The following is a 15,512-nucleotide window of genomic DNA, read 5'->3' as shown; positions in this document are numbered from 1 at the left end:
GTCAGGGCCCGTTCTTCGTCGGCCCGGAACGGTGTGGGCGCCATCACAGGTTCGTAGTCTGTGTGACCATGCATCTTCACTCCCTGCCGGACCGCCGGGCCCAGTCAGCACCAACGGCACCGTGCCTGGCCGACGACGAATCGGTCCTGAACAACGCCGAGTTCTTCGACGCCGTTGCGGCCGCCGCAGGAGTGCTGCACGCCAGCGGGGTCGCCCCCGGGGATGTCGTCGCGGTGATGCTGGCCAATCGGGTCGAGCTCGTCGTGACGCTGTTTGCGGCCTGGCGACTGGGCGCAGCGGTGACCCCGCTCAATCCGGGGCTCTCAGCAGACGAAGTGGCCTACCAGGTCACCGATGCCGACGCCAAAGTCCTGGTCGCGCAGACCTCGCCGGCCGGGGTGGGCGCAGCGCTGGTGACGCCGTCGGAGCTGCGCGGCAGCCGTGGCCCCGTCCCGATAGCCCCCGCCACCGAGCAGAGTCTGGCGCTGGTGATCTACACCAGCGGAACGACGGGCCGCCCGAAGGGCGTCATGCTCGATCACGCGAACCTCAATGCGATGTGCCGGTCGGTGATCGAAGCCGATGACCTGACCTCCGCCGACAGCAGCCTGCTGATCCTGCCTCTGTTCCACGTCAACGGGATCGTCGTCGGGACACTCGCACCGCTGATCGCCGGTGGCCACGTCACCATCGCGGGCCGGTTCGACCCGGCCACGTTCTTCGCGCGGGTGCGCCAAGCACGGCCGACGTACTTCTCCGCCGTCCCGACCATCTACACGATGCTCCTCGGCCTGCCCGACGACCCGTCCGTCGACACCACCAGCCTGCGCTTCGCGGTGTGCGGCGCAGCGCCTGCCAGCGCGGAACTACTGGAGCGTTTCGAGACGCGCTACGGCGTGCCGATCGTGGAGGGCTACGGGTTGTCCGAGGCCACCTGTGCGAGCGCGGCGAACCCGCTGCATGGAAAGCGCAAGCCCGGCACCGTCGGGCTGCCCCTGCCCGGTCAGCAGATCAGGATCGCCGACTCCGCCGGAAACACACTGCCCGCCAAGGAAATCGGCGAAGTGCAGATCGCCGGACCGACCGTGATGCGCGGCTATCTCAACCGGCCCGAGGAGACCGCGAAGACCGTCGTCGACGGTTGGCTGCACACCGGTGACGTGGGCTACCTCGACGAGGACGGCTATCTCGTTCTCGTCGACCGGGCCAAGGACATGATCATCCGGGGTGGAGAGAACATCTACCCCAAGGAGATCGAGACCGTCGCCTACCGGCTACCCGAGGTCGCCGAGGCGGCCGTCGTCGGCCGGCCTCATCCGCTCTACGGCGAGGTACCGGTGTTGTATCTCGCGGCTGCCGCCGGACATCAGGTGGATCCCCACCACGTCGGTGAGCACCTGGCCACATCGCTGGCGAAATACAAACGGCCGGTGCAGATCACCGTGCTCGACACACTGCCGAAAAACGCCGTCGGCAAGATCGACAAACCCGCGATCCGCAGATTCGACTCAGCCGTCCAGCCGGCCTGATCACCGGAAAGAAAGACCCGACATGAGCTTCACACAACCTGACCTCCCTGCCGTCGATCCGCACGAGTTCCTCGCCAAACCGCTCCTCGAGCGCATCCGCATCCTCAGCACCAATTGGGTGGAACACGGATTCGGCACGCCGCTGATGGTTTCGGTCATCTACATCGTGAAGGTGACGGTCCTCTATGCACTCGGCGGCGTCGTCATCGCCACCGCCACCTCCGGACTGCCGGCTTTCTGGCACGTTTCACAATGGTGGGACCAGCCGATCGTCTATCAGAAGTTGATCCTGTGGACCGTGCTCCTGGAGTCCGCCGGACTCGGCGGCTCGTGGGGCCCACTAGCGGGCAAGGTCAAGCCGATGACCGGCGGCGTCCAGTTCTGGCTACGCCGCGGCACCATCCGGCTGCGCCCCTGGGCGTGGGTGCCCTTCACCTCCGGTAACCGGCGCAGCTGGGTGGACACCGGCTTGTACGCGGCCATGCTGCTGTCGCTGGCGGTCGCGCTGCTGAGCCCCGGTCGGCTCACCCCGTCCTTGCTGGATCGCTTGCCGGACAACACCTCCGGCCTGGTGAGCCCCACCCTGCTCATCGCCCCGATCGGGCTTCTGATCCTCGTCGGATTGCGCGACAAGGTGATCTTCCTGGCCGCGCGTGGCGAACAGTATCTGCCGGCGCTGGCGTTCTTCGCGGTGCTGCCCTTCACCGACATGATCGTGGCGCTCAAGCTGCTGATCGTGGTGGTCTGGGTCGGTGCCGGGGTATCGAAGTTCGGCCGTCACTTCGCCCGTGTCATCCCACCGATGACGAGCAACAGTCCGACGGTCGCCAAGCTGCTCTGGTTCAAGCGCGCCATGTACCGGGACCCGCAGAACGATCTTCAGCCCTCCCGACTCGCCGAATTCATGGGACACGTGCTGGGAACCGCCGTCGAGATCGTCACTCCCCTGGTGCTTCTGTTCTCGCACAACAGAAGTCTGACGGTGGCCGGCATCGTGCTGATAGTGGGTCTGCACTTCTACATCATCTCGGCATTCCCGCTGGCGGTGCCGCTGGAATGGAATGTGTTGTTCTCCTTCGCCGCAGTATTCCTCTTCCTGGGCTTCCCCGCCTGGGCGGGCTATGCAGTCGGGGACATGTCCTCGCCGTGGTTGACCTTCGCCATCGTGGCCGCACTCGTCTTCTTCCCGATCCTGGGGAACTTCCGCCCCGACAAGGTGTCGTTCCTGCCCTCGATGCGCCAATACGCGGGCAACTGGGCCTGCAGTGTCTGGGCCTTCGCGCCGGGCGCAGAAGCCAAGCTCGACAGGGTGAAGCGGATGTCGACAAATCAGCTCGACCAGTTCGTCGCCTACGGCTACGAACCGGAATGGGCGGCCGTCACGATGACTCAGCCGGTGACCTTCCGGGCTATGCACGCCCAGGGCCGCGGATTGGTCTCGGTGTTGGTCAAGCACCTGCCCGATATCGACATCCGGGATGTGCGGGAGGGTGAATGGGTGTGCAATTCGCTGATCGGTTGGAACTTCGGCGACGGCCACCTGCACAACGACTACATGATCGCCGCCGTGCAGGAGCAGGTCGGATACGAACCCGGCGAACTGGTGGTGGCCTGGGTCGAATCCCAGGCCTGGGGCACCTCGGTCCAGCACTACAAGCTGATCGACGCAGCACTCGGGGTCATCGAGACCGGAACGTGGAAAGTCGCCGACGTCGCCGAGGCGCAGCCCTGGCTGCCGGATGGTCCCGTCCCCACCACGGTCACGTGGTCGGTGGCCCGAGACGGTCGGGGGGCCATGGCGTGACGGTGGCGACCGTCGTCGGCAGCGGGCCCAACGGGCTCGCTGCCGCCGTCACGCTCGCGCGAGCCGGTCTGACAGTCACGGTCCTGGAGGCCGCAGACGAGATCGGCGGTGGTACAAGAAGTTTCGAAGCGATCGTGCCCGGTCTTCTCCACGACCACTGCTCGGCCATCCATCCGATGGCCGTGGGCTCACCGTTTGTCGCGGACCACGATCTGGAACGCTACGGTCTGCGGTGGCGCTTGCCAGACGTCGACTGCGCCCACCCACTCGACGACGGACGGGCGGGCGTGCTGCTGCGGTCGGTCGACGCCACCGCCGCGGGACTCGGCCGTGACGGTCGGGTGTGGAAGACGCTGTTCGACCGTCCGGTCGACCACTTCGATGCGTTGTCCGCCGACATCATGGGACCGCTGGTGCGGATCCCGAAGCATCCGGTGGAACTGGCCCGGTTCGGCGCACCGACGGTCCTGCCGGCCACCGTATTGGCACGCGCCTTCCGCTCGCCGGCTGCTCGGGCACTGTTCGGCGGCGTCGCCGCCCACGCGTTTCGTCCACTGCACCTGCCGATGACCTCGGCAATCGGCGTCGGCATCCTGACCGCCGGTCACCGCCACGGCTGGGCCGTCGCCGAGGGCGGCTCCCGGTCCATCACGGTTGCAATGGCGGCGCTGCTACGCGACCTGGGCGGCACCATCGAGACGGGAGTCCGGGTTCGGAGCCGGTCCGATCTACCACCCTCGCCGGTCACCATCTTCGACCTGGCACCGGAAGCCGTGGCTGACATTATGGGAGATTTTCTCCCCCAGCGAGTTTCGCGCGCCTACCGCAGATTCCGGCGGGGCCCGGGCGCATTCAAGGTCGACTTCGCCGTCGAGGGCGGCGTCCCCTGGACCAACGCGGCCGCCCGCCGGGCCGGCACCGTGCACCTCGGGGGCACCTTCGCCGAGATCGCCGCGACCGAGCGTGCGGTCAACGCGGGCCGCATGCCGCAGCGTCCCTTCGTCCTGGTGGGCCAGCAGTATCTCGCGGATCCGCAACGATCCGCGGGCAACATCCACCCGGTGTGGAGTTACGCGCACGTGCCCAACGGCTACCCCGGTGACGCCACCGGGGCGGTCATCGCCCAGATCGAACGTTTCGCACCCGGATTCCGCGACCGGGTGGTCGGGCACCTCGCGCAGTCCACCTCAGCGATGGCGGAATTCAACTCCAACTTCGGCGGAGGAGACATCCTCACCGGAGCTAAGGACATCAGGCAGCTCACGTTCGGTCCGCGAATAACCCTGTCGCCCTATGCAACTGGGGCACCGGGCTATTACATCTGCTCGGCGGCCACGCCACCGGGACCCGGCGCACACGGGATGTGCGGCCAGCACGCCGCCCAGACCGCGCTACGCCAGTTACACAACCACTGAGACAATCACCGGGAGTTGGACAAGCAATGCTGGGTAAGACGCGGCCATGGTCACTGGCCGGCAAGACGGTCCTGATCACCGGAGCGGCGCGCGGGATAGGCGCCGAAACCGCTCGCCGACTGCACGCACAGGGCGCCTACGTCAGCCTGGTCGGCATCGAGCCGCATCTGTTGGCCGACCTGACCGACGATCTGGGTGAGCGAGCGGAGTACTTTCACGCCGATGTCACCGACAGCTCGGACCTGGCCGCGGCCGCCGCGGCCACGGCTGCGAGGTTCGGCGGAATCGACGTGGTGATCGCCAATGCCGGGGTGGCGCCGCCGACGACCACCGTGTCCGAGATCGACCCGGCCGCCTTCGAACGCACCCTGGACATCAATCTGATGGGCGTCTGGCGCACGGTCCACGCCACGCTGCCCTACGTCATCGAAAGCCGCGGGCACATCACGCTCATCGCCTCGATCTACGCGTTCCTCAACGGCGCCCTCAACGCCTCCTACGCCATGAGCAAGGCCGGCGTGGAACAGTTCGGCCGGGCGCTGCGGGTGGAACTCGCCGGCAGCGGCGCCACCGCGGGCGTGGCCTACTTCGGGTTCGTCGATACCGACATGGTCAGTCACGCCTTCGCCCAACCTGCCGCGGCGGCGCTGCGCGCGGCCCTGCCGGCATTCCTCACCAAGCCAATCCCACTCGGCGATGCGGTCGACAAGCTCGTCGCCGGTATCGAACATCGTCGAGGACGGGTCACCGCACCGGCGTGGGTGTCACCCGCCTTCTTCGGTCGCGGACCGGGAGTGCTGCTCGACGGATACCTGATGCGCAGCAGGAAGGTCAGGGAGGCCACCCGGGTCGCCACCATCAGCGCGGCACATGGCTAGCGAACGCGCCCGGCGAATTTCGCGGTTCGGCGACGATGCCGGTTATCGCTTCTCGGATTGGGTGGGCACGGTTGGCCTGGCCCAGGACATCAGCCGGGGACCCCGGCTGGAGGCCAACGCGGGTCTGGATCGGGAAAGATGGCTCGTGGTGGCCATGAACGTCGACCTCGACAGGGAGGATCCGCGGTTCACCCGCGTCTCGGTCGACGCCGTAGATCTGCAGGCCCTCGACGTCGATTCGGTGTCCGGCGGCTTCCTGGACATCCTGGCTGCGGCCAACGGCCACGGATCACTACCCGTCACGCGCATCGAGTTGGCCGGGGCGACACTGGCAGACGTCCTGCAGCACATGACCGGTGGTCACATGCGGGTGACGGTCACGGGACTGGACGCCGAGCTCGATGTGGTGGCGACTCGGCAACATCACTTCTCCTCAGCAGACTCGGCCCAGCGTTCCCCGTGAACGGCCGCTAGCACTACCCGTTGGTGGGCAGGGGCCGCATGAGCGCCGGGAGGACGAGGTGGCGGCGCATGCGCCAGTTCGACTCGCGGAACAGCGCTGCCATCGCCGCGGTGGTGCCGCCGATATCGTCGCGTGCGGTCAGATAGGCCCAGCGATGGGCTTCGGGCAGGGTGAAGAACTGCTCGAAGAAGGTCGGAACCTCATCCGGCGGCATGCGTAGCAGTGCCTCCAGCCCGATGCGCCGGACGCGGTGAATCACTTTCGCGGCGGGCGACCAGACGGTGGCGTCGGCTGCCTGCAGCGCCCGGACCGGATCAGGCAGGTTCTCGGCGATCACCCGCGCCACCTGCGGTGCGAGCCGAAGGGACGCGGCCACACTGAACCCGGTGGCGGGATGGATCAGCGGTGCTGCCGCACCGAATCCGAGCACCCCGGCACCGCAGTGGCGAGGGTGGTCGACTCGGAACGAAACCTTTTCGCTGCGGACATCTTTCGGCACCGCGATGCCGTGGTGGGCCAGCCTAGCCTCGAGCCGGCGACGCAGGGTTGCCAACGGTAACCCCGGCCGGCGCGCCAGCGAGGTTTCTTCGACGAGGATCCGGCCGCCGCCCAGCGGGACGACGTAGAGGAACGTCGGCCACCCGTCCTCACCATGACTGGCACGCCAATCCATGAAGAGCGCGTCACCGCCGGCGACCAGCGGTGCGACCGCATCCTGGTCGAGGATCACGCCGTAGGCCGTCTGTTCGGCCGGCAACCGTCGCGATGGTGCCGGATCCAGCGGGCGCCATCGGCCGGCGGCATCGATGACCACCGCGGCCTTGATAGTCGATCCGTCGGCCAATGCCACGGTGCCGGGTTCCGGTGAACCGACGGCGCGTCCGGTGTAGACGGTGACGCCGGTGAACTGGTCGGCGAGGTGAGCACGCAACGCCTCCACGTCGAGGACGACGTACTCCCACCCCAGCCGGTGCTCGGTCAGCGCGATCGCGCGACCCGAAGCCCGCGCTGCGACGACGGAATCGGGCAGGTCGGCGGGGAGTTCGGGGCTCCACATTCCATAGGTCGCCACCCACGGCCGGTCCGGATTGGGGTCGACGAGCCCGACGTCGAGGCCGAGCCGGCCGCACGCGGCCGCCACGGCCATACCCGCGGGACCGGCCCCGACCACCACGACGTCCATGGGTTCCATGGTGGCAGGTGATCCGCGGCCGATCGATGACATCTCTGAGACGGCCGGGCGGCCAGGGCAGCCTGAGCCGTCACCCGGCAGCGACTGGTCGACCGATGAATTCGACCCCGGCATTGATTGCCGGGCGGTGCCGCAGAATTCGGTAATGCGCCAGCCGGCCGAGGCCTCGCGTGGTGTGGAGCTGCGCACCCGGCCATACCGTGGCCAGCCGCTCACTGGCCGCATACGGACTGTCCGGATCATCCGGATCGTGAATCAGAAGCAGCTGCGGATAGCCGGCTCGTCGACCGGTCCACGTCAAGTTCGTCTCATGCAGCGGCATGCCGATCCGAGCCTCCAAACGGCGCTGCAAACCTGCCCGGATCCGACGGCCAAAGCCGTGACGGGCAGCGAAAAGATCCAGATAGAGCGGGAATTCGCCCATGGGCGCCACCAGGACCAAGCGTCCGACCTGCGCGCCCCGCGCCGCTGCAAGGACGGTTGAGTTTGCCCCGAGCGAGTGGGCCACCACCGCGTGCGCCGGCCCGTGGACCTCGATCATGGCTGTGATCGCGTCGGCACACTCGATGGCGGTGGTCCGACCCGGCGCGAGCGCACCGGGATCCGATTCGTTGTGACTGGGCAAGTCGAACGCGATAACCCGATATCCAGCTGTCACAAGGGGTTTGACGAACACTGCCAGATGCGCGCGTTGACCACCCCAACCATGTACCAGGTAGATCGGGGGGCCCTCGCCCCACTGCTCCCCGGCAACCCGATGCCCGTCCCAGAACGCCTCGGTCGCTGTACCCGGTGGCACGCCCGGTGGCATCCGCAGGCTCGACTCGAGTACCGGCGGGGTGCACCACAGCTCGACGGCCCACCGGGCCCCCAGGGCGGGAACCGTCCGCTCCAAGCCCCAGAACATCCGGCGCACCCGCGGCTCGACCGGCGGAAGGATGCCGGAGCCGGCAATATCCAGCGGTGGTAAGTCTGCGGATCCGAGCTCCGTCACGTCCGCCAATTGTAGGGGGCCACCGGTTCTGGCCCCATCTGCGCAGCTCCAGGCACCGGGGACGGCCCCTCGGTACACAGCCGCCACACTCGCCGGGTACCCCAGTCCTCGCCGGCACAGGTATGCCGCACTGGCCGCGGTCCCCAGCACCGATCCCGGCCGGAAATTGCCGCAAACTTCAGATTGTCAGCAATCGGCAATCCTGCTATCGTCCCTTGCACGGTTCGCGGGACAACGTCGACTTTCGCGTACTGACGTTGGCAGGCAGCTTCGGCACCGACCGAGAAGGGAATTCGCGCAGTGGTTTCGGCCCTTCCGGGTCGACGCGAGTGAGGGAGCGCTGACATGCCAGCGGCCATCGTCGATGTGCGGGAATGCTCATCGCGAGCTCACCTGACGCATGGAGCGCGCATCGCTCACCCATTGGTGGCGTTCACGCTCGATTACTTTGTAGATGGCATGAAATGATTGGGAGGCAACATCTTTCGATGATTGGCATCTCCATGCAGCCGGGCGAAGCGCTTCCTCTGGCAACCGCTGGGCAGCCCGCGCGACGTGCCGGCTGCTTGTTACAGATACTTTACAAGCACGAAACACGTTGTGTCAAAACTGAATTCCACTCGACCGGTCCGAATACGCACGGACTCGCAGTCCAGTCATCAAATCCGTTTCACGACAGGAGTTTTGAATGCTGAAGTCGAAGCATGTCGCCGCACTCTTCACCGCGGGCGCTCTGGTACTGACAAGCACCGCCTGTAGCGGCGGTAAGAGCGCGTCCTCCGGCGCCGGTAGTTCCCCGGATGTCATCCGCACCCCGATCGTCGCGGAGCTGGCGCCCCTGGACCCAGATGTCTACTACCAATCCGACGGTCTGCTGATCATGACCTCGACCTATCAGGGCCTGATCAAGTACGAGAACGGATCCCCCAAGCTCGCACCTCAGCTCGCCACCAGTTGGCAAGTGTCTCCGGATGGTCTGACCTACACCTTCAAGCTGCGCGACGGCGTCAAGTTCTCCGACGGCACCCCGTTCGACTCGGCCGCAGCCAAGGCCTCGTTCCAGCGGCGCATCGACATGGCAGCCGGGCCAAGCTACATGCTGGCCGAAGTCGCCGACATGCAGACGCCGGATCCTCTGACCTTCGTTGTCACACTGAAGAAGCCGGTGGCCGCATTCCTGGACTACCTCGCGTCGCCCTACGGGCCGATGATGTCCAGCCCGACTGCCGTCACGCAGCATGCCGCGGGCAACGACCACGCCGCCGCATGGCTCGGTTCCCACAGCGCGGGCACCGGTCCGTACGAGTTGACCAGCGTCGTGCCCTCGAGCAAGTACACGATGACGGCGAACAAGTACTACTGGGGTACGCCGCCCCAGATCAAGACGGTGGAGATCCCGATCATCGCCGATCCCGCGGTACAGCGCCTCCAACTGGAGAACGGCCAGCTCGACATGGTGCTGCACGGCTTGACGAAGTCGGACTACCAGGCACTGGCGAGCGGGCCCAACACCGAGGTGGTACACGAGAAGGCGTTGGTCAAGGCGCTGATGATGGTGAACCCGGACTCGCCTGTCCTCGGCTCGCCCGCCGCCCGCGCCGCACTCAACGAGGCCTTCGATCGGGCAGCGATCACCAAGACCGTGTTCGGCGAGCAGGCGACACCGTCCACTCAGTTCTACCCCAACGGCATGCTGCCGGACGGCGCGGTGTCCGACACCCCGCCGCTGGACCCGGCCAAGCTCGCCGCCATCGGCAGCAAGGGTGGCTCGGTGGTGATCGGCTATCAGGCCGGTGACAACACGGTACGGGCGTTGACCAATCAGGTGCAGATCGCGTTGCAGAACGCCGGCTTCACCGCAACGATCCGTGACGTGCCGTCATCGCAGTTCTTCGCGCTCGGCGATCAGCCTGCCCAGCGGCCCGACCTGCTGGTCACGCTCTTCAATCCCGATGCGGCACATCCGGATACCTGGTCGCGGATCTACCAGTACACCAATGCGCCGGTGAACCTGCTGCGGTGTTCGGTGCCCGAGGCCGACAAGCTGCTCGACGAAGGCAGCGAAGAGCCCGATCCCGCCAAGTCGCAGAGCCTCTACGTCGCCGCCGGCAAGACCTATCGTGATTCCAACTGCTGGATCAACTTCGCCGACGTCTATGACACCTTCGCCGCGCGCAAGGGTTACAGCGGATGGCAGCACCAGCCGCCGTGGCAGTGGGATACCGACTTCGCCAGCCTGACCTACAAGGCGCCGAGCTAACTCGGCGCGGCGCCGGACGCCAGGCCATCGAAACCGTGACCCTGTCCCACCCTGGGCCTACCCGCCGCGAAAGTGTGACCGCCATGATGAGTCATGACTCCGACGACCTGCGCGTGAACACCGGGGCTGACGACGTGAACCCGACGAACGTCGCGGTCAGAGATCTGCGGGTGCGCCTTACCCGCAATGGCCGCGAAGCCGAGGTTCTGCGCGGCGTCGACTTCACCATCGGCCGGGGTGAGATCATCGGCCTGGTTGGTGAATCGGGTTCCGGCAAGAGCGTTTTCGGCAACACCCTGCTGGGACTGCTGCCCGAGTCGGCCCGGCCGGAGCTGACGGGCTCGGCGGTGGTGGCCGGCACCGACATGGTCTCGGCATCGGCGGCTGCGCGTCGCCGATGCCGAGCCGGGCACCTCGGAGCGGTGTTCCAGGATCCGATGACCTCACTCGACCCGACCATGAAGGTTGGCGATCAGGTCGCCGAGGCGGCGGGTTCGCGTGAGGCGGCCGTGGCGCTGCTGCGGGAAGTCCAGATTCCCGATCCAGAGCAGCGCATGCATCGCTATCCCCATGAGCTGTCCGGTGGCCTGCGGCAGCGGGTGATGATCGCGATGGCGGTGGCGCGCAGGCCTTCCCTGGTGATCGCCGACGAGCCGACCACGGCCCTCGACGTGACCGTGCAGGCGCAGGTGCTCGCACTGCTGGCGCGGCTGCGTGACGAACTCGGCTGCAGCATCCTGCTGATCACCCACGATCTCGGGGTAGCCGCGCAGATCAGCACACGGCTCGCCGTGATGTACGCCGGGCGCATCGTCGAAGAGGGACCCACCCACGAGGTGTTGAACTCTCCGTCGCACCCCTACACCGTCAGTCTGTTGCGTTCCCGGCTGTCGCTGGACACCCGGCGGGATCGCCCGCTCCCGGCACTTGCCGGTGGCGCCCCTGACCCGGCCAACCTCCCGGCCGGCTGCGCGTTCGCGCCGCGCTGCGCGCTTGTGCACGAGACCTGTCACGGTCAGATTCCGAACCTGTTGGTGCTCAACGAGGCTCACCGTGTCGCCTGCTATGCCGATGCCGCAGCGGTGGCGGACCGGGCTCGGGCCGACCTAGCCGCGGACACCGATCAGGGCGAGGACGTCCCGACGCCTTCCGCAACCACGCAGGCTGCTCCCATCGTGGCGGCCCGCAACCTCGAAGTGGCATTCCGCCAGCGGCGTCAACGCGGCCGGCGCCGGGCACCCTTCCGGGCGCTGCGCGGCGTCGATCTGGACCTCGTCGGCGGGGAATGCCTGGCCATCGTCGGCGAGTCCGGTTCGGGCAAGTCGACCCTGCTGCGCGTGCTGGCAGGTCTGACTCCGTACACCGGACAACTCGAGCGCGATATCTCCACGCCCACTCAAATGGTGTTCCAGGACAGCGGGTCTTCGCTGACTCCTTGGTTGACGGTCGGTTCCATGCTCCGCGAACGCCTCCGCCACCACGGCGTGAACGCAGCGGAATGCAAGGCACAGTCGTACGCAGCCCTGGAGCGCACCGGACTCCCGCACAGCGTGTACGACGCCCGTCCACACGAGCTGTCCGGCGGTCAGCGACAGCGCGTCGCCCTGGCCCGCGCGACGGTAGTCCCGCCGTCGATCCTGTTGTGCGACGAACCCACCAGCGCGCTGGACGTGTCATTGGCCGCGACCGTGTTGAACCTGATCGCCGAACTGCGCCGCCAGTTCGCCATCACCGTCGTCTTCGTCACCCATGACCTCGCCGTCGCCCGCGTGGTGGCCGACCGGGTGGCCGTGATGTATCTCGGTCGCATCGTCGAGATCGGTGCCGCCGAGGACATCATCCGCGATCCCCAGCATCCTTATACGCAGGCGTTGATCGCGTCCGTCCCCCACGTCGGCGCCTGCGCACCTCCGGTGCGCGGTGAACCCGCCTCCCCGACCTCACCGCCCGACGGGTGCGAGTACCACCCCCGCTGCCCCGTCGCTTCCGAGGCCTGTTCCGACCCCGCCCTCGAGTTGCGGTTGGGATTGCCGCCGAGTTGGGAATCGTTGCCCGACCGCGCCACCCGTCGGGTGGCCTGTCTTCACCCCGGAGCACAGTGATGGCCGTAGCCGCAGCAGTGATCGACACACCCATCCGCACCAGGACCGGACGCAACTCCCGCACCCTCAACCGGGTCGGCGCCTACGTGGCGGTGGGCGCATTCGCCATCGTGACCGTGGTCGCCGTCCTGGCCCCGGTACTCGCCCCGTACACCGCGGCTCAGATCGCCGGGGATCCGGCATTGCCGCCAGGTAGTCCGGGCCATCTTCTTGGCACCGACAACAACGGACGAGACCTGCTCAGCCGCACCCTGTTCGGTATCCAGACCAGCTGGCTGTCGGCACTGGCAATCGTGGCCATCGGCCTGGCGATCGGCGGCCTCATCGGACTGGTCGCCGGCGCCGCCGGGGGGCGCATCGACACCGTCCTCATGCGCATCACCGACGGCTTCCTGGCATTGCCTGCGCCGGTGCTCGCGGTCGCCATCGTCGCGGCGCTGGGCCCAGGCCTGTTCCACACTCTGATCGCCGTATCGATCGTGTGGTGGCCCTACTACACCCGCATCGTCCGCGGCGAGGTGGTCGCGCTGGCCGCCCGACCGCACGTCGAGGCCGCGAAACTGGCCGGCGCAGGACCGGTTTCGGTGGTCGTCCGGCATCTGTTGCCCGGTGCGCTGCCGTCCTCGGTGGTGGCGGCCAGCCAGGACGTCGGGAACGTGATCCTCACCCTGGCCGCGCTGTCGTTCCTGGGTCTGGGCGCGCCGGCTCCCGCCGCCGAGCTTGGTGCTGACACCGCACGCAACATGTCCGAGCTGCTGAACAACTGGTGGATCCCGGTGGTGCCCGGTGTCGCGGTCGGACTTCTGTCGCTGATCGCCACGATCAGCGGCGACGGCATCAACACCCTCATCCGCCGGCGCTAAGGAGCCACGTGTTCGCCCTCATTCTCAAACGCATCGGCGCGGCTGCGCTGATCATGGCGATCCTGAGCGCAGTCCTGTTCTGGCTGCAACGATTCGCCGCCGCCGATCCGCTACGCAGCCGGTACGGGGCCGGCGCCAGCCAGGCCGTGCTCGAGGCTGCTCGCCAACGCCTGGGACTCAACGATCCCCTACCGGTGCAGTACGCACGCTACGTCGGGGGCATCCTGCACGGCGATCTCGGCATGTCCATCCGAACCGGTCGGCCCGTAGAAGCCGATCTCGGAATGTTCCTTCCTGCTACTGCCGAGCTCACCATCGTCGCCTTCGCCATGGCACTCGTGCTCGCCAGCATCTTTGCCGTGGCTTCCGCATTGCGGTGGCCGGGCGGCCGGGCGCTGCGAGCGCTGCTCACCGTCAGCGGGGCCATTCCTTCTTTCCTGGTCGCCATCGCCGGCATCCTGCTGTTCTACAAGCACCTGGGCTGGTTGCCGGCAACCGGGCGCACCGACATGTCGGATGCGCCGACCGGACCGACCGGGATGCTGACCATCGACGCGGTGCTGGCCGGCCGATTCGACGTCTTCTCCGACGCCTGGCTGCATCTGGTGCTGCCCGCCACGGTGCTGGCACTGGGCCCTGCGCTGGCGATCGGCCGAGTCCTTCGATCCTCGATCCTGGTGACACTCGCGGGCGATCACGTGCGCACGGCCCGGTCCCTGGGCCTGCGCGAGGTGAAAGTCATGACACGCCACGTCCTGCGCAACGCCGTCGGGCCCGCGCTGTCCATGGCGGGTCTGCAACTGGGCTTGATGTTCGCCGCGGTACTGGTGGTCGAGACTGTCTTCGCCTGGCCTGGGCTCGGTCAGTACGTGGCACTGAGCATTCCGGTGGACGACTTCCCCGCGACCGCAGGCGTGGTCCTGGTCCTGGCGGCCGGATACGTCGCCATCAACACCGTGGTCGACATCCTGCAAGCCGCCGCTGATCCTCGAATCGTGCTGTGACACAGCACTAGCGCCGGCACCGCTGGTTGCGCCGCCGGCCACGCGGTCGGCGACGATGGCTCAGTAACTGGGTCGACCGTACCGTTCATGCGGTAGATGGACGTTGAAAACTGATGTTAATAACTTCTTTTGTTAGCGCTTGCGGCTTCTGCTACCCGCGCATAACCTGATCGAACGTTCCAGTTTTACAGAAGGACCTCCCGCCGTGTCTTCTCCGCAGTCCTCGTCGAACCCGGTAGCGGTCATCACGGGTGCCGGCAGCGCTACCGGAATCGGTCATGCCACCGCGCTGGCCATCGCCGAGACACACTCGCTCGTGGTGTGCGCCACGACGCAGCGCATCGAGGACCGCGTGGCCGAATTGCGCGACGCCGGGGCACACGCCACCGGTTTCGTCGGGGACCTGAGCCGTCCCGACGAGGCAGCCCGACTCATCGAGGAGACGCTGGCCTGGGGCGGGCGGCTCGACGCTCTGGTCAACAACGCCGGCATGGTCGCCACGAGCGGCGGCGAGGAACAGACCGCAATCGGGGAGACCACCGATGAGGTGTGGCGCGCAACGCTCGCCCGCAATCTCGACACCGCGTTCTTCGTCACCCGCGCGGCGCTGAAACCGATGCTGGCCCAGGGGTTCGGCCGGATCGTCACCGTCGGATCGCTGTCCGGATCGGTGATGGCCTACCGGGGTGACGCGGCATACCACGCCGCCAAGTCCGCCGTTGTCGGCCTCACCCGATCGGTGGCCGTCGACCACGCCCGCCGCGGCGTCACCGCGAATGTGGTTGCACCCGGGTGGATCGCGACCGGGTCGTCATCCGGCTACGAGCGAGAGCAGGGCCTCGCATGTCCTATCGGGCGCCCTGGCCGGCCCGACGAAGTTGCGGCACTGGTCGCCTTCCTGATCTCGCCCGCGGCCTCCTACATCACCGGCCAGGTGCTGGTGGTCGACGGTGGCAACTCGATCGCCGAGGAACGCGGTAGCGCGCCGGGAGTCACCCCGTGACTGCC

The 15,512-nt window shown here is 67.3% G+C and carries 12 protein-coding genes; 10 read left to right on the top strand and 2 right to left on the bottom strand.

The features are described from left to right. Window positions 1–68: 68 nt before the first annotated feature. From G6N35_RS19920 to G6N35_RS19900, 5 genes are read left to right on the top strand one after another with little or no spacing between them, the layout of a single operon-like run. Complete coding sequence (locus tag G6N35_RS19920; RefSeq protein WP_163805800.1) at window positions 69–1,529, top strand: class I adenylate-forming enzyme family protein; 1,461 nt, start codon at window positions 69–71, stop codon at window positions 1,527–1,529. A 22-nt stretch (window positions 1,530–1,551) separates the two neighbouring features. Further along, window positions 1,552–3,333 (top strand): DUF3556 domain-containing protein, encoded by a 1,782-nt coding sequence (locus tag G6N35_RS19915; protein WP_163805799.1) that lies wholly within the window; start codon window positions 1,552–1,554, stop codon window positions 3,331–3,333. Then, window positions 3,330–4,748 carry a phytoene desaturase family protein gene (locus G6N35_RS19910; RefSeq protein WP_163805798.1) on the top strand — a complete coding sequence of 473 codons (1,419 nt, stop codon included), beginning with the start codon at window positions 3,330–3,332 and terminating at the stop codon, window positions 4,746–4,748. The genes G6N35_RS19915 and G6N35_RS19910 overlap by 4 nt, the downstream gene beginning before the upstream one ends. 26 nt (window positions 4,749–4,774) lie before the next feature. Continuing rightward, a complete protein-coding gene (locus tag G6N35_RS19905; RefSeq protein WP_163805797.1) occupies window positions 4,775–5,626 on the top strand; it encodes a short-chain dehydrogenase/reductase in 852 nt (283 codons plus the stop codon). Further along, entirely contained in the window at window positions 5,619–6,089 is a 471-nt protein-coding gene (locus G6N35_RS19900; protein ID WP_163805796.1) for a hypothetical protein, read from the top strand. The genes G6N35_RS19905 and G6N35_RS19900 overlap by 8 nt, the downstream gene beginning before the upstream one ends. Window positions 6,090–6,102: 13 nt before the next feature. On the opposite strand, the gene G6N35_RS19895 is transcribed toward G6N35_RS19900, so the two are convergent. Next, window positions 6,103–7,272 (bottom strand): lycopene cyclase family protein, encoded by a 1,170-nt coding sequence (locus G6N35_RS19895; protein WP_246224421.1) that lies wholly within the window; start codon window positions 7,270–7,272, stop codon window positions 6,103–6,105. A 79-nt stretch (window positions 7,273–7,351) separates the two neighbouring features. After that, complete coding sequence (locus G6N35_RS19890) at window positions 7,352–8,275, bottom strand: alpha/beta fold hydrolase (protein WP_246224419.1); 924 nt, start codon at window positions 8,273–8,275, stop codon at window positions 7,352–7,354. A gap of 688 nt (window positions 8,276–8,963) precedes the next feature. On the opposite strand from G6N35_RS19890, the gene G6N35_RS19885 reads away from it, so the two are divergent. The 5 genes from G6N35_RS19885 (at window position 8,964) to G6N35_RS19865 (ending at window position 15,507) form a co-directional block, all read left to right on the top strand. Beyond that, a complete protein-coding gene (locus G6N35_RS19885; protein WP_163805794.1) occupies window positions 8,964–10,535 on the top strand; it encodes an ABC transporter substrate-binding protein in 1,572 nt (523 codons plus the stop codon). Window positions 10,536–10,618: 83 nt separating this feature from the next. Beyond that, window positions 10,619–12,637, top strand: coding sequence for a dipeptide ABC transporter ATP-binding protein (locus G6N35_RS19880; protein ID WP_246224417.1), 2,019 nt, complete (start codon window positions 10,619–10,621; stop codon window positions 12,635–12,637). Beyond that, the gene (locus G6N35_RS19875; RefSeq protein WP_163805793.1) at window positions 12,637–13,500 is read left to right on the top strand and encodes an ABC transporter permease; all 864 of its coding nucleotides are present in this window, start codon (window positions 12,637–12,639) and stop codon (window positions 13,498–13,500) included. The genes G6N35_RS19880 and G6N35_RS19875 overlap by 1 nt, the downstream gene beginning before the upstream one ends. Window positions 13,501–13,508: 8 nt before the next feature. Continuing rightward, entirely contained in the window at window positions 13,509–14,504 is a 996-nt protein-coding gene (locus tag G6N35_RS19870; RefSeq protein WP_220098513.1) for an ABC transporter permease, read from the top strand. Window positions 14,505–14,709: 205 nt separating this feature from the next. Then, window positions 14,710–15,507: an SDR family NAD(P)-dependent oxidoreductase gene (locus G6N35_RS19865; RefSeq protein WP_163805792.1), complete on the top strand. Its 798-nt coding sequence runs from the start codon at window positions 14,710–14,712 to the stop codon at window positions 15,505–15,507. The last annotated feature ends 5 nt before the right edge of the window (window positions 15,508–15,512 follow it).

This window comes from Mycolicibacterium anyangense, from assembly GCF_010731855.1.
GTDB lineage: Bacteria > Actinomycetota > Actinomycetes > Mycobacteriales > Mycobacteriaceae > Mycobacterium > Mycobacterium anyangense.
This window is presented reverse-complemented; position numbering and strand designations above follow the sequence as displayed.

Excerpts from the sequence above, each read along its gene's own strand:
- G6N35_RS19920 (WP_163805800.1), top strand. The coding sequence starts at position 69 with ATGCATCTTCACTCCCTGCCGGACCGCCGGGCCCAGTCAGCACCAACG.
- G6N35_RS19915 (WP_163805799.1), top strand. The coding sequence starts at position 1,552 with ATGAGCTTCACACAACCTGACCTCCCTGCCGTCGATCCGCACGAGTTC.
- G6N35_RS19905 (WP_163805797.1), top strand. The coding sequence starts at position 4,775 with ATGCTGGGTAAGACGCGGCCATGGTCACTGGCCGGCAAGACGGTCCTG.
- G6N35_RS19900 (WP_163805796.1), top strand. The coding sequence starts at position 5,619 with ATGGCTAGCGAACGCGCCCGGCGAATTTCGCGGTTCGGCGACGATGCC.
- G6N35_RS19895 (WP_246224421.1), bottom strand. The coding sequence starts at position 7,272 with ATGGACGTCGTGGTGGTCGGGGCCGGTCCCGCGGGTATGGCCGTGGCG.
- G6N35_RS19885 (WP_163805794.1), top strand. The coding sequence starts at position 8,964 with ATGCTGAAGTCGAAGCATGTCGCCGCACTCTTCACCGCGGGCGCTCTG.
- G6N35_RS19880 (WP_246224417.1), top strand. The coding sequence starts at position 10,619 with ATGATGAGTCATGACTCCGACGACCTGCGCGTGAACACCGGGGCTGAC.
- G6N35_RS19875 (WP_163805793.1), top strand. The coding sequence starts at position 12,637 with ATGGCCGTAGCCGCAGCAGTGATCGACACACCCATCCGCACCAGGACC.